The organism is Thermomonospora sp. CIF 1 (assembly GCF_001896795.1).
Taxonomy (GTDB): Bacteria; Actinomycetota; Actinomycetes; order Streptosporangiales; family Streptosporangiaceae; genus Thermomonospora; species Thermomonospora curvata.
In genome coordinates this window covers 36,296-56,814 of record NZ_MOYN02000022.1, presented here as the reverse complement: position 1 = coordinate 56,814, position 20,519 = coordinate 36,296, and the positions used below count along the sequence as shown (strand labels likewise).

General features: G+C 71.0%; 23 protein-coding genes. 15 read left to right on the top strand and 8 right to left on the bottom strand.

The annotated features are described in order from the left end of the window. Nucleotides 1–122: 122 nt before the first annotated feature. From BUE48_RS16150 to era, 6 genes are all read left to right on the top strand, one after another. Nucleotides 123–473: a histidine triad nucleotide-binding protein gene (locus BUE48_RS16150; protein WP_012853571.1), complete on the top strand. Its 351-nt coding sequence runs from the start codon at nt 123–125 to the stop codon at nt 471–473. Nucleotides 474–638: 165 nt separating this feature from the next. Next, a complete protein-coding gene (locus BUE48_RS16145) occupies nt 639–1,685 on the top strand; it encodes a PhoH family protein (RefSeq protein WP_012853570.1) in 1,047 nt (348 codons plus the stop codon). A 5-nt stretch (nt 1,686–1,690) separates the two neighbouring features. Then, nucleotides 1,691–2,161, top strand: a complete 471-nt coding sequence (gene ybeY, locus BUE48_RS16140; protein WP_012853569.1) for an rRNA maturation RNase YbeY — start codon at nt 1,691–1,693, stop codon at nt 2,159–2,161. A gap of 177 nt (nt 2,162–2,338) precedes the next feature. After that, nucleotides 2,339–3,667, top strand: a complete 1,329-nt coding sequence (locus BUE48_RS16135; protein ID WP_012853568.1) for a hemolysin family protein — start codon at nt 2,339–2,341, stop codon at nt 3,665–3,667. Between the two features lie 43 nt (nt 3,668–3,710). Next, complete coding sequence (locus BUE48_RS16130) at nt 3,711–4,049, top strand: cytidine deaminase-like protein (RefSeq protein WP_012853567.1); 339 nt, start codon at nt 3,711–3,713, stop codon at nt 4,047–4,049. Between the two features lie 170 nt (nt 4,050–4,219). Next, a complete protein-coding gene (gene era, locus BUE48_RS16125; RefSeq protein WP_012853566.1) occupies nt 4,220–5,155 on the top strand; it encodes a GTPase Era in 936 nt (311 codons plus the stop codon). A gap of 46 nt (nt 5,156–5,201) precedes the next feature. Here era and BUE48_RS16120 read toward each other — a convergent pair whose 3' ends face one another. Continuing rightward, nucleotides 5,202–5,789: a hypothetical protein gene (locus BUE48_RS16120; RefSeq protein ID WP_012853565.1), complete on the bottom strand. Its 588-nt coding sequence runs from the start codon at nt 5,787–5,789 to the stop codon at nt 5,202–5,204. 266 nt (nt 5,790–6,055) lie between these two features. Here BUE48_RS16120 and ddaH point away from each other — a divergent pair, with 266 nt between their 5' ends. The 7 genes from ddaH to leuA all read left to right on the top strand — a co-directional run bounded on the left by ddaH (nt 6,056) and on the right by leuA (nt 13,817). Next, on the top strand, nt 6,056–6,832 hold the full coding sequence (gene ddaH / locus BUE48_RS16115; RefSeq protein WP_012853564.1) for a dimethylargininase: 777 nt from the start codon (nt 6,056–6,058) through the stop codon (nt 6,830–6,832). A 193-nt stretch (nt 6,833–7,025) separates the two neighbouring features. Continuing rightward, nucleotides 7,026–8,243, top strand: coding sequence for an urea ABC transporter substrate-binding protein (urtA, locus tag BUE48_RS16110; protein WP_012853563.1), 1,218 nt, complete (start codon nt 7,026–7,028; stop codon nt 8,241–8,243). An 85-nt stretch (nt 8,244–8,328) separates the two neighbouring features. Beyond that, complete coding sequence (urtB, locus tag BUE48_RS16105) at nt 8,329–9,207, top strand: urea ABC transporter permease subunit UrtB (RefSeq protein WP_012853562.1); 879 nt, start codon at nt 8,329–8,331, stop codon at nt 9,205–9,207. 8 nt (nt 9,208–9,215) lie between these two features. Then, on the top strand, nt 9,216–10,310 hold the full coding sequence (gene urtC, locus BUE48_RS16100; protein ID WP_041439867.1) for an urea ABC transporter permease subunit UrtC: 1,095 nt from the start codon (nt 9,216–9,218) through the stop codon (nt 10,308–10,310). Continuing rightward, complete coding sequence (gene urtD, locus BUE48_RS16095; protein WP_012853560.1) at nt 10,307–11,086, top strand: urea ABC transporter ATP-binding protein UrtD; 780 nt, start codon at nt 10,307–10,309, stop codon at nt 11,084–11,086. The genes urtC and urtD overlap by 4 nt, the downstream gene beginning before the upstream one ends. Before the next feature lie 34 nt (nt 11,087–11,120). Beyond that, complete coding sequence (urtE, locus tag BUE48_RS16090) at nt 11,121–11,816, top strand: urea ABC transporter ATP-binding subunit UrtE (RefSeq protein ID WP_286990388.1); 696 nt, start codon at nt 11,121–11,123, stop codon at nt 11,814–11,816. 291 nt (nt 11,817–12,107) lie between these two features. Then, nucleotides 12,108–13,817, top strand: coding sequence for a 2-isopropylmalate synthase (gene leuA / locus BUE48_RS16085; protein ID WP_012853558.1), 1,710 nt, complete (start codon nt 12,108–12,110; stop codon nt 13,815–13,817). Nucleotides 13,818–13,972: 155 nt separating this feature from the next. On the opposite strand, the gene BUE48_RS24515 is transcribed toward leuA, so the two are convergent. Continuing rightward, nucleotides 13,973–14,251, bottom strand: a complete 279-nt coding sequence (locus BUE48_RS24515; protein WP_012853557.1) for a protealysin inhibitor emfourin — start codon at nt 14,249–14,251, stop codon at nt 13,973–13,975. After that, nucleotides 14,224–15,252 (bottom strand): M4 family metallopeptidase, encoded by a 1,029-nt coding sequence (locus BUE48_RS16075; RefSeq protein ID WP_012853556.1) that lies wholly within the window; start codon nt 15,250–15,252, stop codon nt 14,224–14,226. The genes BUE48_RS24515 and BUE48_RS16075 overlap by 28 nt, the downstream gene beginning before the upstream one ends. A gap of 152 nt (nt 15,253–15,404) precedes the next feature. Here BUE48_RS16075 and recO point away from each other — a divergent pair, with 152 nt between their 5' ends. Both recO and BUE48_RS16065 read left to right on the top strand, forming a co-directional pair. Next, nucleotides 15,405–16,199, top strand: a complete 795-nt coding sequence (gene recO / locus BUE48_RS16070; RefSeq protein ID WP_052305528.1) for a DNA repair protein RecO — start codon at nt 15,405–15,407, stop codon at nt 16,197–16,199. Further along, entirely contained in the window at nt 16,196–16,990 is a 795-nt protein-coding gene (locus tag BUE48_RS16065) for an isoprenyl transferase (RefSeq protein WP_012853554.1), read from the top strand. The genes recO and BUE48_RS16065 overlap by 4 nt, the downstream gene beginning before the upstream one ends. Before the next feature lie 35 nt (nt 16,991–17,025). Here BUE48_RS16065 and BUE48_RS16060 read toward each other — a convergent pair whose 3' ends face one another. Genes BUE48_RS16060 through BUE48_RS16040 form a run of 5 tightly spaced genes read right to left on the bottom strand, consistent with a single transcriptional unit; the run spans nt 17,026 to nt 20,408 of the window. Beyond that, the gene (locus BUE48_RS16060; protein WP_012853553.1) at nt 17,026–17,478 is read right to left on the bottom strand and encodes a Fur family transcriptional regulator; all 453 of its coding nucleotides are present in this window, start codon (nt 17,476–17,478) and stop codon (nt 17,026–17,028) included. Further along, a complete protein-coding gene (locus tag BUE48_RS16055; RefSeq protein WP_012853552.1) occupies nt 17,475–18,344 on the bottom strand; it encodes a metal ABC transporter permease in 870 nt (289 codons plus the stop codon). Before BUE48_RS16055 ends, BUE48_RS16060 begins: the two co-directional genes overlap by 4 nt. Beyond that, entirely contained in the window at nt 18,341–19,129 is a 789-nt protein-coding gene (locus tag BUE48_RS16050) for a metal ABC transporter ATP-binding protein (protein WP_012853551.1), read from the bottom strand. The genes BUE48_RS16055 and BUE48_RS16050 overlap by 4 nt, the downstream gene beginning before the upstream one ends. Then, nucleotides 19,126–20,064, bottom strand: a complete 939-nt coding sequence (locus tag BUE48_RS16045) for a metal ABC transporter substrate-binding protein (protein ID WP_012853550.1) — start codon at nt 20,062–20,064, stop codon at nt 19,126–19,128. Before BUE48_RS16045 ends, BUE48_RS16050 begins: the two co-directional genes overlap by 4 nt. 32 nt (nt 20,065–20,096) lie before the next feature. After that, entirely contained in the window at nt 20,097–20,408 is a 312-nt protein-coding gene (locus BUE48_RS16040; RefSeq protein WP_286990382.1) for a DUF6703 family protein, read from the bottom strand. Nucleotides 20,409–20,519: the final 111 nt, after the last annotated feature.

Genomic DNA, 20,519 nt, shown 5'->3' with positions numbered 1-20,519 from the left:
TTAATTACTTGGAAATACCCTCTGTGTCAGGGCTGAACAGGCCGGATGAGATCGGTAATATGCGCAGCGGCCGAACGGCCCACAGGGTCGTGGCATCCGGCAAGCCAGTAGGGAGCCTTTCATTGTCCACCTCGGACTGCCTGTTCTGCAAGATCGTCTCCGGGGAGGTCCCGGCCAAGATCGTCCGGGAGGGTGAGCGCACCATCGCCTTCCGGGACATCAACCCGCAGGCCCCCACCCACGTCCTGGTCATCCCGCGCGAGCACTACGCCAACGCCGCCGAGCTGGCCTCGGCCGACGCCGACCTGACGGCGGAGGTGGTGCGGGAGGCCCACCAGGTGGCCGTGGCGGAGGGCATCGCCGAGAGCGGATACCGCCTGGTGTTCAACACCGGGCCGCAGGCCGGCCAGACCGTCTTCCATGTGCACCTGCACGTTCTGGGCGGGCGTGGCCTGAACTGGCCGCCCGGCTGATCCGCCGCCCGGCCGTCCTTGCGGCGACCTGCCGATGAGGACCGGTGGGAACCGGTGAGAAATGGCCGAGCGCTCCGTCGGCACCCCCCAGTAAGATGGAGGCAGGCAGAGCACCGGACCACAAACACTGAAGAGAGCAGGTCGAAAAGGCCGTAAGGCCGGCTGATGGTGGAAATCACTCATGCGGGCAGCCGCGACCGCGCCCGCGGCTCGCACTCCCAAGTCAAGATCGTGGTGCCGGAAGACCACTCCATGGTGAGCCTGCTCGGTTCCCGGGACGAGCTGCTGCACGTCATCGAGCGTGCCTTCCACAGCGACATCCACGTCCGGGGCAACGAGATCACCGTGACCGGTCCGGCGGACGAGGGCGAGCTGGTCTCCCGGTTGTTCTCCGAACTGATCGCGCTGCTCACCAGCGGCGCCCAACTCACCCCCGACGCGGTGGAGCACAGTTTGGCGATGCTGCGGGCGGAGACCGGCGAAAGCCCCGCCGAAGTCCTCACCCTGGACATCCTGTCCGGACGCGGCCGTACGATCCGGCCCAAGACCCTCAACCAGAAGCGCTACGTCGACGCCATCGACAAGCACACGATCGTCTTCGGCATCGGCCCGGCCGGCACCGGCAAGACGTACCTGGCCATGGCCAAGGCGGTCAGGGCGCTGCAGGACAAGAAGGTCAACCGGATCATCTTGACCCGTCCGGCGGTGGAGGCCGGGGAGCGGCTGGGCTTCCTGCCCGGCACCCTGTACGAGAAGATCGACCCGTACCTGCGGCCGCTGTACGACGCGCTGCACGACATGGTCGATCCCGACTCCATCCCCCGGCTGATGAACGCCGGCACCATCGAGGTGGCGCCGCTGGCCTACATGCGCGGGCGCACCCTCAACGACTCGTTCATCATCTTGGACGAGGCCCAGAACACCTCGCCGGAGCAGATGAAGATGTTCCTGACCCGCCTGGGCTTCGGCTCCAAGGTCGTGGTCACCGGCGACGTCACCCAGGTGGACCTGCCCAGCGGCCAGCGCAGCGGCCTGGAGGTCGTCCAGGAGATCCTCGAGGGCATCGACGACATCCACTTCTGCAGGCTGACCAGCCGCGACGTGGTGCGCCACAAGCTGGTCACCCGCATCGTGGAGGCCTACGACCGGTTCGACAGCCAAGCCTCCGAAGGCTCCGGCCGGGCCAACGGCGGTCCTCGCAAGCGGCGGTAAACGCGATGAGCATCGAGGTTCTCAACGAGTCCGGCGTCGAGGTCGACGAGCAGGCGCTGGTCCGCCTGGCCCGGCACGTGCTGGACGAGCTGCGCGTCCACCCGCTGGCGGAGCTGTCGCTGCTGCTGGTGGACGAGGAGGCGATGAGCGAGCTGCACGTCAAGTGGATGGGCGAGCCGGGCCCCACGGACGTGCTGGCCTTCCCGATGGACGAGCTGCGCCCCGGACACCGGCCGGGCGGCGGCGAGGAGGAGGATCCCGACCCGGCGCTGCTGGGCGATGTGGTGCTGTGCCCGGCGGTGGCCGAGCGCCAGGGCGCCGAGGCCGGCCACGGCACCCAGGCCGAGCTGGAGCTGCTGTGCACCCACGGCATCTTGCACCTGCTCGGCTACGACCACGCCGACCCCGAGGAGCACAAGGAGATGTTCGGCTTGCAGGAGCGGCTGCTGAACTCCTGGCGGAACGGACGCTCCTGAGCGAGGCGATGGAGGAGCCGAAGGGGTGCGGCACCGCCGCGGGCGGCATCGTGCGGCGACGGGCGGGCGGGCACGCGGTACGCGCAGGTGCCCGGGCGCGGGGTCGGTGAGGAGCGTGTGCGGCGAAGGTGAGGGCGCCGGCGGCCTGTCGCCCCGGCCGGTGAGCGGAACGCGGTGATGGGCACGGCGCAGGGATGGCTGATCGGCATGGCGGCCGCCCTGGTCGTCGTGGCCGGGCTGCTGGCCAGCGTGGAGGCGGCGCTGACGACCGTCTCCCGGGTGCGGGTGCGGGAGCTGGACCGGCAGGGGCGGCGCGGAGCGCAGCTGCTGGCCGAGGTGGTCGCCGACCCGGCCCGCTACCTCAACCTGGTGCTGCTGCTGCGGATCAGCTGCGAGCTGGCCGCCACCGTGATCGTCGCGGACCTGTGCATCTCCTGGCTGGAGGAGAGCTGGCCGGCCTACGTGGTCGCCGCGGTGATCATGATCGTGGTGATCTACGTGGTGGTCGGGGTGGGGCCGCGCACGCTGGGCCGCCAGCACGCCGACCGGATCGCGCTGGCCGGCGCCGGGGTGATCCACCCGCTGGCCCGGGTGCTGGGGCCGCTGCCCAGGCTGCTGATCGTGCTGGGCAACGCGCTGACCCCCGGCAAGGGCTTCCGGGAGGGCCCGTTCGCCTCCGAGGCCGAGCTGCGCGACCTGGTGGACCTGGCCGAGCAGCGCCGGCTGATCGAACCGGACGAGCGCGCGATGATCCACTCGGTGTTCGAGCTGGGCGACACGCTGGTCCGCGAGGTCATGGTGCCGCGCACCGACATCGTGTTCATCGAGCGGGACAAGACCCTGCGGCAGGCGCTGTCGCTGGCGCTGCGCAGCGGGTTCTCCCGCATCCCGGTGGTCGGCGAGAACGAAGACGACGTGGTCGGCATGGCCTACCTCAAGGACGTCGTCCGGCGCGTCCACGAGCACCCCGAGGGCGCCTCCCGGGAGCTGGTGGAGTCGGTGATGCGCCCGGCCACCTACGTGCCCGACAGCAAGCCCGTCGATGAGCTGCTGCGCGAGATGCAGGCCCAGCAGACCCACGTGGCCATCGTCATCGACGAGCACGGCGGCACCGCCGGGTTGATCACCATCGAGGACATCCTGGAGGAGATCGTCGGGGAGATCACCGACGAGTACGACGAGGAGCGTCCCCGGGTGGAGCACCTGCCGGACGGCGCGGTCCGGGTGACCGCCCGGCTGCCGGTCGCCGAACTGGCCGAGCTGTTCGGCGTGGAGCTGGACGTGGAGGAGGTCGACACGGTCGGCGGGCTGCTGGCGCACGCGCTGGGCCGGGTGCCGATCGAGGGCTCCCGGGCCACGGTGGCGGGCCTGGAGCTGACCGCCGAGAGCCTCGCCGGCCGCCGCAACCGCATCGGCACCGTGCTGGTGCGGCGCCTGCCCACCGAGCGGGAGGGACGGGCCGAGGAGGAGCGGCACTCCGGCGGCGCCGAGCGGATGCGCGGCTGAAGCGGCGTCCCGGCTCTGCCCGCGGGGCCTTTAGGCTGGTGGCGTGAGCGAGATCAGTGCCGAGGACGCCAAGATCATCACGCTGGCCCGGGCGTCGCGGGCCCGCACCGGCGCCGCCGAGGGCGCGGCCGTCCGGGACGAGACGGGACGGACCTATGCGGCCACCAGCGTGGACCTGCCTTCGCTGAAGCTGTCGGCGCTGCAGGTGGCGGTGGCGATGGCCGTCTCCAGCGGCGCCGAGGACCTGGAGGCCGCCGCGCTGGTCACCGCAGACGAGCAGGTGCGTGACGCCGACGTCGCCGCGGTGCGGGATCTGGGCCGCAAGGCGCCGATCCTGCTGGCGGCCCCTGACGGCTCGGTGCGCGCCACGCTGGTGCCCTGATGGCCTCCTCACGCCACGGAAGGACCCGCCGCGGGACGGGTGGGTCCGGCAAGCCGAACTCCCCGGCCGCGGGCGCGTCGCGATCCGGCGGGCCGCAAAGCCCCATCGGCCCGGGCCGCAGGCCCCTGCGCGCCGGACGGTCCGCCGCGCCGGTGGGTGACAATCGAGGGATGACCGCGCCGCAGATCATGACCGCCCAGGCCCCCGAGGGCTTTCGTTGCGGGTTCGCCTGCTTCATCGGACGCCCCAACGTGGGCAAGTCCACCCTGATGAACGCGCTGGTCGGCACCAAGGTGGCGATCACCAGCAGCCGTCCGCAGACCACCCGCCGGGCGATCCGCGGCATCGTGCACCGCTGTGACGCCCAGCTGATCATCGTCGACACCCCGGGGCTGCACAAGCCGCGCACGCTGTTGGGGGAGCGGCTGGACAGCCTGGTCCGCTCCACCCTCACCGAGGTGGACGTGATCGGCTTTTGCATCCCCGCCAATGAGAAGATCGGCCCCGGTGACCGGTTCATCGCCCGGGAGCTGGCCGGCCTGTCCGGCAAGACCCCGGTGGTGGCCATCGTCACCAAGACCGACCTGGCCGACCGGCGGCGGATCGCCGAACAGCTGGTGCAGGTGGACCGGCTGGGGGACTTCGCCGACATCGTGCCGGTCTCGGCCACCGAGGGCTTTCAGGTCGATCTGGTGGGCGATCTGCTGATCTCCCACCTGCCGGAGGGCATGCCGCTGTACCCGGAGGGCGACCTGACCGATGAGCCCGAGCACGTGCTGGTCGCCGAGCTGATCCGGGAGGCCGCGCTGGAGGGCGTGCGCGATGAGCTGCCCCACTCCATCGCCGTGGTGGTGGACGAGATCCGGCCCCGCGAAGACCGCGACGACCTGATCGAGGTGTACGCCCACCTGTTCGTGGAGCGGCCCAGCCAGAAGGCGATCGTGATCGGCGCCAAGGGCTCGCGGCTGCGCGAGGTCGGCACCTGCGCCCGCAAGCAGATCGAGGCGCTGCTGGGGGTCAGGGTCTACCTGGACCTGCAGGTCAGCGTGGCCAAGGACTGGCAGCGCGACCCCAAGCAGCTGCGCCGGCTGGGCTTTGACGACTGAACGACCGCAGGCCGCCACGGCCGCAGGGCGCACGGCCGTGGCGCGCTCAGCCGCCCCGGCGGGCCAGGGCCAGGCCGATCAGCAGGAGCGAGGAGGCCACCGACAGGTACCAGCCGTACCCGGCGCTCACCTCCAGGCCGCCCAGGAACATGCGGCCCACCCCGATCTCCTCGCGGAAGCGGTCCAGCCGCAGCAGGAAGACCAGGCAGCTGATCAGGGCGAGCGCTCCGGGGACGGCGGCCAGCGCGCCGATGCGCAGGTCGCCCTTGAGCAGGCTCCAGCCGATCATGACGATCGCCGCCACCGCGAACACCGGGACCAGCTGCCCGGTGCCGTCCACGTTCACCCCGGCCTCGGTGGCCAGCTCGCGGTGCAGCACCTGCCCGAACCCCTCCAGGCGCACGCCGGCCTTGGCCCACGGCAGGAAGGCCGACACCAGCAGGGCCGTGGCGGTGAGCAGACGGGCCAGCCCCCAGCCGGCCGACGGGGAGCGGGCCGCGGCGGGCGGCTCGGCCGGCGCGGCGCCGGGATCCGGCGGCGGCGCGGGCGGCAGGAAACCGGGCCGGGGGGAGGAGGCCGGCCGGTCCTCGCCGGGCGGCGTCCACCCTTCCTGCTGACCTTGGTCACCCATCATGTCGCCCAGCCTAGAAGGCCGGGCCGCCGCCGCGGGTCCCTTCCCGCGTGTTTCCGCCGGCCCCGTGGCGGGCGGCGCGGTGTGCGAGGCAGGGGGTGCCGCCCGTCGGGGAGAGGCCCCACCGTCCACAGGAACGGATACTTTGTGCAGCGATCAACTTTCTTGGGAGGGTCTGTGTCGTTTGCTTCCCAGTCGTCCTGCCGGTTCCGTATGCCCGGTGGGCGGGCAGGCGATCGCCGGGTGACCGCAGCGGCCGGGAGGGCGGCGTGGTGACGTCCGGGAGCACGCTCAAGACGGCGCTGGTGCGCGCGCCGGGACCACGCCTGGCGGAGGGGATCGTCACCCATATCGACCGGCGTCCGGTGGACGTGGAGCTGGCCGCCCGCCAGCACGCGGCGTACGCGGCGGCGCTGCGGGCGGCGGGCTGGCGGGTCCACCCGGTCGAGCCGGCCCCGGACCTGCCCGATGCGGTGTTCGTGGAGGACACCGTGGTGGTCTGCGACGGGCTGGCGGTGCTCGCCCATTCCGGGGCTCCCGGCCGCCGCCCGGAGGTGGCGGGCACCGAACGGGCGGTGCGCGCCCTCGGGCTGGAGGTGGCGCGGATCGAGCCGCCCGCCACGCTGGACGGCGGAGACGTCCTGCAGGTCGGCGACACGGTCTATGTGGGCCTGTCGGGACGCACCAACGAGGACGCCGTTTGCCGGCTGGCCGCGCTGCTGGGCGCGCGGGGGCGGCGGGTCGTCCCGGTGCGGGTGACCGGCTGCCTGCACCTGAAGTCGGCGATGACGGCGCTGCCGGACGGGACCTTGATCGGGCTGCCCGAGCATGTGGACACCTCCGTGCTGCCCGGGCTGCGGGTGGCGCCCGAACCGGCCGGGGCCCACGTGGTGGTGCTGGCGGAAGACCATGTGCTGATCTCCGCCTCCGCCCCGCGGACCGCTGCGCGGCTGCGCGCCGAAGGACTGCGCGTCACGGCGGTGGACATCAGCGAATTCGAGGCGCTGGAGGGCTGCGTCACCTGTCTTTCAGTGCTCATCCCCTGACGCCCCGTAGGGTGACCTTCGGTCAACGCCCAGGTCAGCGCGTTTCGGACGGGGCGGCAAGCCCATCACGAACGTCCGAAAGCGCGGTGAGAAGTTGGTAAAGCATTCTTAACGTAGCGGGTGGTCCGCGGAAATATCGCGCTCCAGACTTGGCAGAGGGAAAACCGGGACCTCGGTCACAAGGAGCGGATAGTTGCGCAAAAGATCCCTGCGTTATTGGGCTGCCCTCGCCGTCTTGCCGGCCGCACTGCTCGTCGGCTGCGGCGATTCGGATAATTCCAGCGGAGGGTCCGGGGACGGCGACACGATCAAGGTCGGCATTCTGCACTCGCTGAGCGGCACGATGGCCATCAGCGAGGTGACGGTGGCCAATGCCGAGAAGATGGCCGTCGACGAGATCAACGCCGCCGGCGGGCTGCTGGGCAAGAAATTGGAGGTGGTCCAGGAGGACGGCGCCTCCGACTGGCCGACCTTCGCCCAGAAGGCCCAGAAGCTCATCAGGCAGGACAAGGTCGCGGCCGTGTTCGGCGGCTGGACCTCGGCCAGCCGCAAGGCCATGCTCCCGGTCTTCGAACGCAACAAGGCCCTGTTGTGGTACCCCGTGCAATACGAGGGCCTGGAGAGCTCGCCCTATATCTTCTACACCGGCGCCACCACCAACCAGCAAATCGTGCCGGGCCTGGACTACCTCAAGGAAAAGGGCAAGAAGCGCATCTTCCTGGTCGGCAGCGACTACGTCTTCCCGCGCACCGCCAACAAAATCATCAAGGCGTACGCGGCGGCCAATGACATGGAAATTCTGGGCGAGGAGTACACCCCGCTCGGGCACACCGAATACAGCACGCTGGTCAACAAGATCGTGGCCGCCAAGCCGGACGCGGTGTTCAACACCCTCAACGGCGACAGCAACGTGGCCTTCTTCAAGCAGCTCAAGAGCGCCGGCATCACCGCCAAGGACATCCCGGTCATGTCGGTGAGCATCGCCGAAGAAGAGGTCAAGGGCATCGGTGTCGACAACATCGTCGGCCACCTGGTGGCCTGGAACTACTACCAGACCACCGAGGGCGAGAAGAACGCCGAGTTCGTCAAGAACTTCCAGGCCCGTCACAAGGGCGCGGTGACCTCCGACCCGATGCAGGCCGGCTACAACGCCGTCCACCTGTGGGCCGCCGCGGTCGAGAAGGCCGGCACCACCGAGGTCGAGGCGGTCAAGAAGGCCGCCGCCGGGATCTCGCTGGAGCTGCCCGAGGGCAAGGTCACCATCGACGGCGACAACCAGCACATGTACAAGACCGCGCGCATCGGCGTCATCCAGCCCGACGGCCTGATCAAGGAGGTCTGGAACTCCGGAGAGCCGATCAAGCCGGACCCCTACCTGAAGAACTACCCCTGGGCCAAGGGCCTGTCATAACGCCGGACGGCCGAGCAACGGGCGGCGTGCGCAACGGGGCGGACGCCGCCTTCTCGGGGAAGGCGGGCACACGAGGAGGCGGCTGTTGGAAAACCTGCTCAACCAGTTGCCGATCGGGCTGAGCATCGGGGCGGTGCTGCTGCTGATCGCGCTGGGACTGACGTTCACGTTCGGCCAGATGGGCGTGATCAACATGGCCCACGGCGAGTTCATCATGGTCGGGGCCTACACGGCCTACATGCTGCAGGACTGGGCCGGCACCCAGGCCGCGGCCGTCGCGCTGCCGGTGGCGTTCGCGCTGGCCGGCGCGATGGGCTGGGTGCTCGAACGCGCCGCGATCCGGCACTTTTACGGCCGGCCGCTGGACACTCTGCTGCTGACCTGGGGGGTGAGCCTGGTGCTCCAGCAGGCCGCCCGCGACATCTTCGGCGCCCCCAACGTGCAGGTCGTCGCCCCCACCTGGCTGAGCGGCGGAGTGCACATCGGCGGCACCGTCATCCCCTACAACCGGCTGTTCATCATGGCGCTGGCGGCCGTGTGCGTGGTCGGCATCTGGCTCTACATGAACCGCTCGGCCCAGGGCCGCCGGATGCGCGCGGTCATGCAGAACCGCCGGCTGGCCGCCTGCAGCGGGGTCGCCACCGGCCGGGTGGACCAGCTCACCTTCTTCATCGGCTCGGGGCTGGCCGGGGTCGCCGGGGTGGCGCTCACCCTGATCGGCCCGGTCGGACCGTCCCTGGGCACCTACTACATCGTCGACGCGTTCCTGGTCGTGGTGGTCGGCGGGCTCGGGCAGCTGCGCGGCGCGGTGCTGGCCGCGCTGGCGCTGGGCATGCTCAACTCCTTCGCCGAGTTCTGGACCAACGCCAGCCTGGCCAAGGTCATCGTGTTCGCCGCGATCGTCGCCTTCCTGCAACTGCGCCCACAAGGCATGTTCGTCCTTCGCAGCAGGGCCCTGACATGAGCCGGATCATGAACGACAAACTGCGCGGATATGCGATGTTCGCCGCCGTCTCGGCGTTGCTGCTGGTGGTGGCGCCGCTGGCGCTGCCGGGCTTCCGCCTGGACGAGCTGGCCAAGTACCTGTGCTTTGCCATCGCCGCGCTCGGCATCGGCCTGGCCTGGGGCCAGGGCGGCATGCTGACGCTGGGCCAGGGGGTGTTCTTCGGGCTCGGCGGCTATGCGATGGGCATGTACCTCAAGCTCCACGACGCCGGCGGCGAGTTGCCGGACTTCATGGTCTGGAGCGGGGTGGAGGAGCTGCCGGCGCTGTGGGCGCCGTTCCGCAACCCGGTGATCGCGCTGGCCGCGGTGGTGGTGCTGCCGGTGACGGTGGCCGCGCTGCTGGGGGCGCTGGTGTTCCGCCAGCGGGTGCGCGGCGCCTACTTCGCCATCCTCTCTCAGGCGCTGGCCGCCGCGTTCGTGATCCTGCTGGTCGGCCAGCAGGGCCTGACCGGCGGCACCAACGGGCTGACCAACTTCTATGACTTCTTCGGCTTCGAGCTGGAGGCCGAGAGCACCCAGCGCGGCCTGTACTTCGTCACCGCCGTGGTGCTGGGCGTGCTGTACCTGCTGGCCCGGCAACTGGTCAAGAGCCGTTTCGGCCGGCTGCTGATCGCGGTGCGCGACGGGGAGGACCGGGTGCGCTTTTTGGGCTACAACCCGGCCACGGTCAAGACCATCACCTTCGCGATCTCGGCGGGCATGGCGGGGCTGGCCGGCGCGCTGTTCGTGCCGGTGGCCGGGATCATCTCCCCCTCGCTGCTGGGCGTCGTCCCGTCCCTGGAGCTGGTGGTGGCGGTGGCGATCGGCGGCCGGTACGCGCTGGCCGGGGCGATCCTGGGCGCCATCGTCATGAACTACGGCAAGACCGCCTTCAGCGAGGAGTGGGCCGGCGGCTGGCTCTACCTGCAGGGCGCGCTGTTCATCGGGGTCATGACGCTGGCCCCCAAGGGCGCCATCGGCGTCTACCAGCAGATCAAGGACGCCGTCGCCCGCCGCCGCAGCGTCCCGGCCCCGCACCAGGAGAAGTCCCCGGCCTCGCTCAAGGAGGAGGTGCCGGCATGAGCGAGCAGGGCAAGGCGCCCGGGCCCGCCGAGGAGCTGCTGCGGATCCGGGGACTGCAGGTCGTCTTCGACGGCTTCCGGGCCCTGGACGGGGTCGACCTGACCGTCGGCAAGGGCGAGCTGCGCTTTCTGATCGGCCCCAACGGGGCGGGCAAGACCACCCTGATCGACGTGATCACCGGGCTGACCCGCCCGGCCGCCGGCTCGGTGAAGTTCGGCGGCGTCGAGCTGGTGGGCCGCAAGGAGCACAAGATCGTCCGGCTGGGCATCGGCCGCACCTTCCAGACCTCGGTGGTGTTCGAGGAGCTGACGGTGGTGGAGAACCTGGACCTGGCCGCCTCCTTCCGCCGCCCGCTGCGCTCGCTGCTGCGGCAGCGGCGCGGCGTCGACGAGGTCGTCGCCCAGGCCCTGGAGACCATCGGGCTGACCGAGCTGGCCGACCGGCCCGCCGGGGTGCTCTCCCACGGCCAGCGGCAGTGGCTGGAGATCGGCATGCTGCTCGCCCAGCGTCCCAAGCTGCTGCTGCTGGACGAACCGGTGGCCGGCATGAGCCGGGACGAACGCGAGCGCACCGGCCGGCTGCTCACCGAGATCGCCAAGGACCACACCGTGATCGTGGTGGAACACGACATGGAGTTTCTGCGCCGTTACGCTTCGCAGGTCACCGTCCTGCACGAGGGAAAGGTGCTGGTCGAGGGGGACGTCGCCCAGGTGAGCGCCGACCCCCGGGTCCAGGAGGTCTACCTGGGCCGGTCCGGCAAGGAGGCGGCCGCGTGAGCGGGCGCGCTGGAGGCGATCGGGGGCGGATGTGATGCTGCAGGTCACCGGACTGGAGGCGGCCTACGGGCGGGCGCGGGTGCTGTTCGGCATCGACCTGGCGGTCGAACCGGGGCAGCTGATGTGCGTGATGGGACGCAACGGGGTCGGCAAGACCACGCTGCTGAACTCCATCATGGGCGTGCTCACCCCCACCGCCGGCAAGGTCGTCTTCGACGGCAGGGACGTCACCAGGCTGCCCACCTACGAGCGGGTGCGGCTGGGCATGGGCTACGTCCCCCAGGGGCACGAGACCTTCCCCCAGCTCACCGTGGCCGAGAACCTCCAGGTCACGCTGGAGGCCACCAAGCACAAGGACAAGACGGCCGTGGACGAGGCCCTGGAGGTCTTCCCCCGGCTGAAGGAGATGCTCAAGCGGCGGGCGGGCTTTCTGTCCGGCGGCCAGCAGCAGCAGCTGGCCATCGCCCGGGCGCTGGTCACCCGGCCGCGGATGCTGATCCTGGACGAGCCCACCGAGGGCATCCAGCCCTCCATCGTGCAGGAGATCGAGGAGGCCATCGAACGGTTGCACAAGGAAAAGGGCCTGGCGGTGCTGCTGGTGGAGCAGTACCTGGAGCTGGCGCTGCGGCTGGCCGACGGCTTCGTGATCCTGGACGGCGGCATGGTGCAGCGCACGGGCACCGCCGATGACCTGCGCGATGAGGAGGTCAAACGCCTGCTGGCGGTCTGAAGGCCCGCTAAAGATCCGCCCGCAGGACGGCCGGCCGGCGTGAACGGGGTTCGCGCCGGCCGGCCCGCATGCGCGGCCCGGGAACCATCAGCCCCATGAGTTGTCTCACATCGCGGGACCGATGCCCGTAACACACGCGTCATCGGGTACCTTGAGGTGCATGTCCCGTGGGCTGCTCCTCCTTAGCGGCCGCAGCGGGGGCCTGTGACGGAAGAAAAGGTCGGCTCCCTCGCTGCGGGATTTTGACGTGTGTCGACCGCCAAGGAAGTCCGAGCAGAGGGAAGCACCTTCATGAAGCCCAAGCAGCAGCCCAGTGGGATGCCCTTCCACCGCTACCGTCCCTTCCCCCCGGTCGATCTGCCGGACCGCACCTGGCCCAACAAGACGATCACGCAGGCGCCGCGCTGGCTGTCCACCGACCTGCGGGACGGCAACCAGGCGCTGATCGACCCGATGGACCCCGCCCGCAAGCTGAAGATGTTCCAGCTGCTGGTGCGGATGGGCTACAAGGAGATCGAGGTCGGCTTCCCGGCGGCCAGCCAGACCGACTTCGACTTCGTGCGGCTGCTGATCGAAGAGGACCACATCCCCGACGATGTGCAGATCTCGGTGCTGACTCAGGCCCGTGAGGAGCTGATCGAGCGCACCGTGCAGTCGCTGGTGGGGGCGCCCCGGGCGACCGTGCACCTGTACAACGCCACCGCTCCGCTGTTCCGCCGGGTGGTGTTCGGCATCGGCCGCGACGAGTGCAAGGCGCTGGCGGTCGAGGGCACCCGGCATGTGATGAAGTTCGCCGAGCAGTACCTGGGCGACTGCGACTTCGGCTACGAGTACTCGCCGGAGATCTTCATCGACACCGAGCTGGACTTCGCGCTGGAAGTGTGCGAAGCGGTGATGGACGTCTGGCAGCCCGGCCCCGACCGGGAGATCATCCTGAACCTGCCGTCCACCATCGAGCGCTCCACCCCCAACGTCTACGCCGACCAGGTCGAGTGGATGAGCCGCAACCTGTCGCGGCGCGAGCATGTCTGCCTGTCGGTGCACCCGCACAACGACCGGGGCACCGCGGTGGCCTCCGCCGAGCTGGCGGTGATGGCCGGCGCCGACCGGGTGGAGGGCTGCCTGTTCGGCAACGGCGAGCGGACCGGCAACGTCTGCCTGGTCACCCTGGGCATGAACCTGTACTCCCAGGGCATCGACCCGCAGATCGACTTCTCCGACATCGACGAGATCCGCCGCACCGTCGAGTACTGCAACCAGCTGCCGGTGCACGAGCGGCACCCGTACGCCGGCGACCTGGTCTACACCTCCTTCTCCGGCTCCCACCAGGACGCCATCAACAAGGGCTTCGCGGCGCTGGAGCGGGACGCCGCCGAGGCCGGGGTGCCGGTGGACCAGTACCGCTGGCAGATGCCCTACCTGCCCATCGACCCCAAGGACGTGGGCCGCACCTACGAGGCGGTGATCCGGGTCAACAGCCAGTCCGGCAAGGGCGGCGTGGCCTACATCATGAAGACCGAGCACGCCCTGGATCTGCCCCGCAAGCTGCAGATCGAGTTCTCCCGGGTGGTGCAGCAGCACACCGACACCGAGGGCGGCGAGGTCACCCCCGAGCAGATGTGGCAGATCTTCGAGCGCGAGTACCTGTCCAGCGGGCCGCGCATCGGGCTGCTGGCCCACCGCACCTCCTCCCGGGTGGACGAAAAGGACCACCTGACCTGCGACGTGCGGCTGGATGGGGAGATCCGCGAGATCGAAGGCGTCGGCAACGGCCCGATCTCGGCGTTCGTGGACGCCCTGGGCACCGTCGGCATCGACGTGCGGGTGCTGGACTACGCCGAGCACGCCCTCAGCTCCGGCAGCGACGCCAAGGCCGCCGCCTACATCGAGTGCGAGATCGGCGGACGGGTACTGTGGGGGGTCGGCATCGACGCCAACACGGTGACCGCGTCCCTGAAGGGCGTGCTGTCGGCGGTCAACCGCGCCGCCCGCACCGCCTGACGACCCACGGCGATTCCCCCGGCGGCCGGTGCCGCCGGGACACAGGCCCTGCCAGGCGGTGGTGACACCACGCCTGGCGGAAGCGAAGGCTCCGGCCGTGACGACCTCAGGGCCGGAGCCTTCGCCGTGAACGCCGGCCTCGCCGAAATCCCCCGCTAGGCCGGGTGGCCGAGGACGTGGTGGACCAGCTCGCGCAGCGGCCCGGTCAGCTGGGCCTCGCCGACCGTGGTGACCTGCCCGTCGATGTCGATCTCATAGACGAACTGATCGGGAATGCGCCCCGGGGGCGGCAGCCGCCCCAGGTCGACCCGTGCGACCAGCTCGCGCAACACCGGATCGGAAGCGGTGTCGGACTGGCCGCGCCGTTGGATTCCGGCAAAGCCGCCGCTGCGGACCACGGTCACTTTCAAATTCGCACGCCTACCCCGTCCCATGCCTGCCTGACGGCCTCGGCCTCGGCGCTCGCGGCGCCATAGAGGCGTTCGGCCGTTTCGATCGTAGCCGTGGCGAACCCGGAGAATTCGATGGTCGGGCTCATCGCCGGTCCGGTGAGCGTCTCGTACCAGATCCGGCCGGCCTTCTCCCACGCATGGCCGCCCAGCTCGGCCGCCGCCAGGTAGAAGGCCCGGTTGGGGATGCCGGAGTTGATGTGGACGCCGCCGTTGTCCCGGTAGGTGTGCACGTAGTCGTCCATGTGCCCCGGCTGCGGGTCCTTGCCGATGCGCGGGTCGTCGTAGGCGGTGCCGGGCTCCTTCATCGAACGCAGCCCCACCCCGTTGACCCCCTCGGCCAGCAGGCCCGCGCCGATGATCCAGTCGGCCTCCTCGACGGTCTGCCCCAGGTGCCACTGCTTGACCAGCACCCCGAACACATCCGACATCGACTCGTTCAGCGCCCCGGACTGGCCGAAGTACTCCAGGTCCGCGGTGTACTGGGTGATGCCGTGCACCAGCTCATGCCCGGTGACCTCCAGCGGTCCGGTGAAGCCGGTGAAGATCTCCCCGTCGCCGTCCCCGTAGACCATCTGCTCGCCGTTCCAGAAGGCGTTGGCGTAGTCCAGGCCGTAGTGGACGGTGCTGACCAGGGGCAGCCCGGCGCCGTCGATGGAGTTGCGCCGGTAGACGGCCTCGAAGAAGTCGAAGGTCACCCCCAGCCACTCGTAGCTTTGGTCCACGGCCTCATCTCCGGTGGGGCCGTCGCCTTCGGAGCGCACGACCTTGCCGGGCAGCTCCTCGCGGGTGGCGGCGTCGTGGATCGTCCGGTTGGGGACGAAGTCCTCCTGCGGCTGGGGCGGGGCGACCGTGAGGGTCCGCCGCTCCACCCGGTGGGTGGCCGACAGGACGAGGGTGCGGCGCGCCATGTCGCGCAGCGCGGGGTCACGGGCGTCGCGGGCCAGGCGGTCCAGGATGTGCGGTGGGACGATGGTGCATCTCATGCAGCCACGCTGCCAGCCGAATGTGATTCAGACCACGGAGTCGGCCAGGTCCGGCAGGCCGGATCCGGTCACTCACCGTCACCTCCCCTCACCGGGGGACCGGCCGGCCGGTCCTTTTCGTACCGCCCCGCCACATGCGGGACAATGCCAGGGTGACCCTCTACCGTGACGAAGGAATCGTGCTGCGCACCCAGAAGCTGGGCGAGGCCGACCGCATCGTCACGGTGCTGACCCGGCGCAGTGGACGGATCCGCGCCGCCGCCAAGGGAGTGCGCCGCACCAGGTCGAAGTTCGGCGCCCGGCTGGAGCCGTTCACCCATGTGGACCTGCAGTTTTATGAGCGGCGCTCGCTGGATCTGATCACCCAGGCCGAGACGCTGCGCCCCTACGGGGAACCTCTGGTCACCGACTATCCCCGCTATACGGCCGGGGTGGCGATGCTGGAGACCGCCGAGAAGCTGACCGCCGAGGAGAAAGAGCCCGCGCTGCGGCAGTTCCTGCTGCTGCTGGGCGGGCTGCGCACCCTGGTGGACCGCTCCCACGACCCCCGGCTGGTGCTGGACGCCTATCTGCTGCGGTCGCTGTCGGTGGCGGGCTGGGCGCCGGCCCTGGACGAGTGCGCCCGCTGCGGCTCCCGGGGGCGGCTGCGGGTGTTCGCCATCGCCGCCGGCGGGGCGCTGTGCGGCGCCTGCCGCCAGCCCGGGGCCGCCACCCCGGCGCCGCAGACGCTGGAGCTGATGGTGGCGCTGCTGCGGGGCGACTGGGAGCGCGCCGACGCCAGCCAGATGCGCCACCGCGTGGAGTGCAGCGGACTGGTGGCCGCCTACCTGCAGTGGCACCTGGAGCACGGGATCCGCTCGCTGCGCCATGTCGAACGAGGGCTCGAAGGAGACACCGCAGGGGTCGATCCCGACCCGGCCGTCATGAACGAGGAGACAACGGTTTGAACAGGGCCGTCCAGCCGCCATATCCCCACCCCAGCGGGGCCCGGCCGCCGGCCATCCCCAAAGAGCTCGTGCCCCGGCACGTGGCCATCGTGATGGACGGCAACGGACGCTGGGCCAAGCAGCGCGGGCTGCCGCGCACCGAGGGGCACAAGATGGGGGAGCACTCCCTCTTCGACGTGATCATGGGCGCGATCGAGCTGGGCATCCCCTACCTGTCGGCCTATGCGTTCTCCACCGAGAACTGGAAGCGCTCCCCGGAGGAGGTGCGCTTCCTGATGGGCTTCAACCGGGATGTGATCCGCCGCCGCCGCGACCAGCTGCATTCGATGGGGGTGCGGGTGCGCTGGGCGGGCCGCAGGCCCCGGCTGTGGCGCAGCGTGATCAAGGAGCTGGAGGAGGCCGAGCGGCTGACCGCCGACAACGACGTGCTGACGCTGCAGTTCTGCGTCAACTACGGCGGGCGGGCCGAGATCACCGACGCCGCCGCCGCCATCGCCCGCGACGTGGCCGCCGGCAAGCTCAACCCCGACAAGATCAACGAGAAGGTGTTCGCCCGCTACCTGTACCGTCCCGAGGTGCCGGAGGTGGACCTGTTCCTGCGGCCCTCGGGGGAGCAGCGCCTGTCCAACTTCCTGCTGTGGCAGTCGGCCTATGCGGAGTTCGTCTTCCAGGACGTGCTGTGGCCCGACTTCGACCGCCGGCACCTGTGGCAGGCCTGCGAGATCTACGCCACCCGTGACCGCCGCTACGGCGGCGCCGAGCCCAACCCGGTACCGGTGAAGACCTCCTGAGCCGGGCCGCGGTGCCCCGGCCTTGCGCGGGCGGGTCAGTCGGCCTTCTCGTCGGTCCTCTCCTCGTCCTTCTTGTCGGCCGTGCCCGCGCAGTCGCCGCAGGTGCCGAAGACCTCGACGGTGTGGGTGATGTCGGTGAAGCCGTACTGGGCGCCGATGGCCTCGGCCCAGCGCTCCACGGCGGGACCGGCGACCTCCACCGTGTGGCCGCACCGGCGGCACACCAGGTGGTGGTGGTGCTCGTCGGTGCGGCAGGCCCGGTAGACCGCCTCGCCGTCGGCGGTGCGCAGCACATCGACCTGGCCGGCCTCGCTCATGGCCTGCAGCGCCCGGTAGACCGTGGTCAGCCCGATCTTGGAGCCGCCGGCGCGCAGGTCGGCGTAGATGTCCTGGGCGCTGCGGAAGCCCTCGCTGCGGGCCAGCATGGCGCGCACCGCGTCCCGGCGGGCACTCGACCTGCTTCGCGTCCCGTCCCGGCGGGCCGTCATCCTCGCACCTCCGCGTCGGCGGTCGCCTCATCAGGGCCGGAAGGCAGTGTACGACGGCGCAGCGCCGGTTCCCCGATCACCCGCCACAGCACCAGCGTCAGGTACACCGCCAGCGCCAGCAGCACGATCGACGGGCCGGGCGGGAGGTCGTACTGGAAGGCGCCGAGCAGCCCCGAGACCGCCGACAGCACGCCGATGCCCATGGCCGCCAGCATGGTGTCGCGGAACCCGCGGGTGAGCTGCTGGGCGGCCGCCACCGGGACCACCATCAGCGCGCTGACCAGCAGCAGCCCGATGGCCCGCATGGCGATCACCACGGTGACCGCGGCGGTCACCGCGATCAGCAGGCTCAGCGCGCGGGCCGGCAGCCCGCTGGCGCGGGCCAGCTCCTCGTCCTGGCACAGCAGGAACAGCTCCCGCCCGAAGAGCACCACCACCGCCAGCACGCCCGCCGCCAGCACGGCCACCAGGTACAGGTCGCGCTCGGTGACGCTGGTGATCGAGCCGAACAGATACGACTGCAGGCCCGCCCCGCCGCCGGCCCGGCTGGTCAGCAGCACCCCGCCGGCCAGCCCGCCGTAGAACAGCAGGGCCAGCGCCACGTCCCCGCCGGTGCGGCTGCGGGCGCGCAGCACCTCGATGGCGGCCGCGCCCAGCACCGAGATCGCCAGCGCGCCCAGCACGGGGGAGGATCCGGTGAGCAGGCCCAGCCCGATGCCGGTCAGCGCGATGTGCCCGATCCCGTCCCCCAGCAGCGCCAGCCGCCGCTGGACGATGAACGTGCCGATCGCCGGGGCGGTCAGCCCGATGAGCACCGCCAGCGCCAGGGCGATGCGCATGAAGTCGTACTGCAGTGGGTTGATCAAGCGGTGTCCCAGATGGTCGGCCGGTCGCGGTGGGCGTGCGGGTGCAGGTGCCGGTGGCCGGGCCGGGCGCACTCGCCCTCGGGCTGCGGCGGCGCGCCGTCGTGGACGATGCGCCCGCCCTCCAGTACCACGGCCCGGCTGATCAGCGGTTCCAGCGGGCCGAGCTCGTGCATCACCAGCACCACCGTGCGGCCCTGGCGGACCAGGTCGCGCAGGGTGTCGGCGAGGGCGGCCTGGCTGGCGGCGTCCACCCCGGCGGTGGGCTCGTCCATGACGAAGGTGTCGGGCTCCCCGGCCAGGGCGCGGGCGATCAGCACCCGCTGCTGCTGGCCGCCCGACAGGTGCTGGGCCGGGCGGTCGGCCACGCCGGCCAGGCCGACCTTCTCCAGCGCCCGCTGCACCGCGGCCCGGTCGGCCGCCGAGGGCAGCAGCCGCAGCCTGGGCCTCCGGGCGATCCGCCCGGAGGCCACCACCTCCCGGACGGTGGCGGGCACCCCGCCGCCCACCTGCAGCCGCTGCGGCACATACCCGATGCGGTGCCAGTCCCGGAAGCGTCCCGGCGGCGAGCCGTAGATCAGCGTCCGGCCGGCCGCCAGCGGCACCAGCCCCAGCAGGGCCCGCACCAGCGTGGACTTGCCCGAGCCGTTGGCGCCCATCACGGCCAGCACCTCGCCGGGCGCCACCTGCAGATCGATGCCGCGCAGCACCTCTCGCCCGTCCAGGCGCACCCGTCCGCCGGTCATCTCAAAGGGCGGGACGGCGATGTCCGGTTTCACGGCGGTCATGGGCATTCCAGTGCGGTGCGCAGGGTCTGCAGGTTTTTGCGCATGAGCGAAAGGTAGTCATCGCCGGATCCCTCGGCCAAACCCTCCACCGGGTCCAGCGTGGCCGTGCGCACCCCGGCCTCGCGGGCCAGCGTCTGGGCGACCTTGGGGCTCACCAGGGTCTCGGTGAACACGGTGGTCACGCCGGTGCGGCGGACCTGGCCGGTCAGCTCGGCCAGCCGTCCGGGCGAGGGCTCGCCGGCGGGGTCGATGCCGGCGATGGGGATCTGCCTGAGGCCGTAGCGGTCGGCCAGGTAGCCGAACGCGGCGTGGGCGGTGACCATGGTCCGCTGCTTGCAGCCGCGCAGGCCGGCCTGGAACTCCTCATCCAGCGCGGTGAGCCGTTCGGCGGTCGCCTCGGCGTTGGCCCGGTAGCCGGCGGCGCCCGCGGGATCGGCCTTGGCGAGCCGTTCGCCCAGCGCGGTGGCGAGGGCCGCCATCCGGCTGGGGTCCAGCCACAGGTGGGGGTCGTAGGAGGCCCCCCGCTCGTGATCGTGGTCTCGGTCGTGCTCGTGCCCGTCCGTATCGGGGAGCGGCAGGGTCCGCACGGCGGACGCGGCGTCCAGGGCGCGGTCTGCGGCGCGTTCCCCGACGGCCTTGTCCACGGCCGGCTGCAGGCCCTTGATGTAGACCACCAGGTCGGCCCGGCCGATGTCGGCGATCTGCCGGGGGGTCAGCTCCACATCGTGCGGCTCGGCGCCCGGCCTGGCCAGGGTGCGGACCGTCACCCCCTCGCCGCCGACCTGTTCGCTCAGCCAGGCCATGGGGTAGTGACCTGCGACCACTTCGGTGCCGCCGGAGGCGGAGCCGCCGCCGCACGCGGTGGCGGCCAGCAGCGGGACGGCCGCCAAGGCGGCCGACGACAGGACGCGTCGCAGGGGACGGAAGGTGAACACCCCTCAATTGTGGATGAAGATGAAAATGGTTGTCAAAACCACCCAATGATCCGGCGCACCGCGGCCGCCACCAGCACGGCCAGCGCCGCGACCCGCAGCATCCGCCCCCCGAGGCCGAGTACGGGCCAGTTCAGGTAGGCGAACCAGGCCAGCAGCGCCGCCAGCGCCCCCAGCGCCGCCGCCGCGAGCCACCCGGTGCCCACCATGCCCACCGCCAGCAGGGCCAGGACGGCCAGCAGCGGCATCCAGACCGGCAGCCGGTGCAGGAACACCACGGGCACGGCGCTGCGCCGCTCGATCGTCTCGCGCAGCCCGGATGCACGGGGCTCGCGTCGGGTGCTCATTCGGACCTCCCGGATGTGGGGACCTCCGCTGTGCCGCGGAGAGGGGATGCGACACGGTGCCGCATACAGTCGAACACGCCCGGTGACGGGAGCCAAGCGCTTCGGCCCGCC

Coding starts and splice junctions, on each gene's coding strand:
- urtC (WP_041439867.1), top strand. CDS start 9,216: ATGAACGACAAACTGCGCGGATATGCGATGTTCGCCGCCGTCTCGGCG.
- BUE48_RS16120 (WP_012853565.1), bottom strand. CDS start 5,789: ATGATGGGTGACCAAGGTCAGCAGGAAGGGTGGACGCCGCCCGGCGAG.
- BUE48_RS16050 (WP_012853551.1), bottom strand. CDS start 19,129: ATGACCGCCGTGAAACCGGACATCGCCGTCCCGCCCTTTGAGATGACC.
- BUE48_RS16060 (WP_012853553.1), bottom strand. CDS start 17,478: ATGACGGCCCGCCGGGACGGGACGCGAAGCAGGTCGAGTGCCCGCCGG.
- urtD (WP_012853560.1), top strand. CDS start 10,307: ATGAGCGAGCAGGGCAAGGCGCCCGGGCCCGCCGAGGAGCTGCTGCGG.
- BUE48_RS16145 (WP_012853570.1), top strand. CDS start 639: ATGGTGGAAATCACTCATGCGGGCAGCCGCGACCGCGCCCGCGGCTCG.
- BUE48_RS16040 (WP_286990382.1), bottom strand. CDS start 20,408: ATGAGCACCCGACGCGAGCCCCGTGCATCCGGGCTGCGCGAGACGATC.
- BUE48_RS16135 (WP_012853568.1), top strand. CDS start 2,339: ATGGGCACGGCGCAGGGATGGCTGATCGGCATGGCGGCCGCCCTGGTC.
- urtE (WP_286990388.1), top strand. CDS start 11,121: ATGCTGCAGGTCACCGGACTGGAGGCGGCCTACGGGCGGGCGCGGGTG.
- leuA (WP_012853558.1), top strand. CDS start 12,108: ATGAAGCCCAAGCAGCAGCCCAGTGGGATGCCCTTCCACCGCTACCGT.
- ybeY (WP_012853569.1), top strand. CDS start 1,691: ATGAGCATCGAGGTTCTCAACGAGTCCGGCGTCGAGGTCGACGAGCAG.
- BUE48_RS24515 (WP_012853557.1), bottom strand. CDS start 14,251: ATGGGACGGGGTAGGCGTGCGAATTTGAAAGTGACCGTGGTCCGCAGC.
- era (WP_012853566.1), top strand. CDS start 4,220: ATGACCGCGCCGCAGATCATGACCGCCCAGGCCCCCGAGGGCTTTCGT.
- BUE48_RS16075 (WP_012853556.1), bottom strand. CDS start 15,252: ATGAGATGCACCATCGTCCCACCGCACATCCTGGACCGCCTGGCCCGC.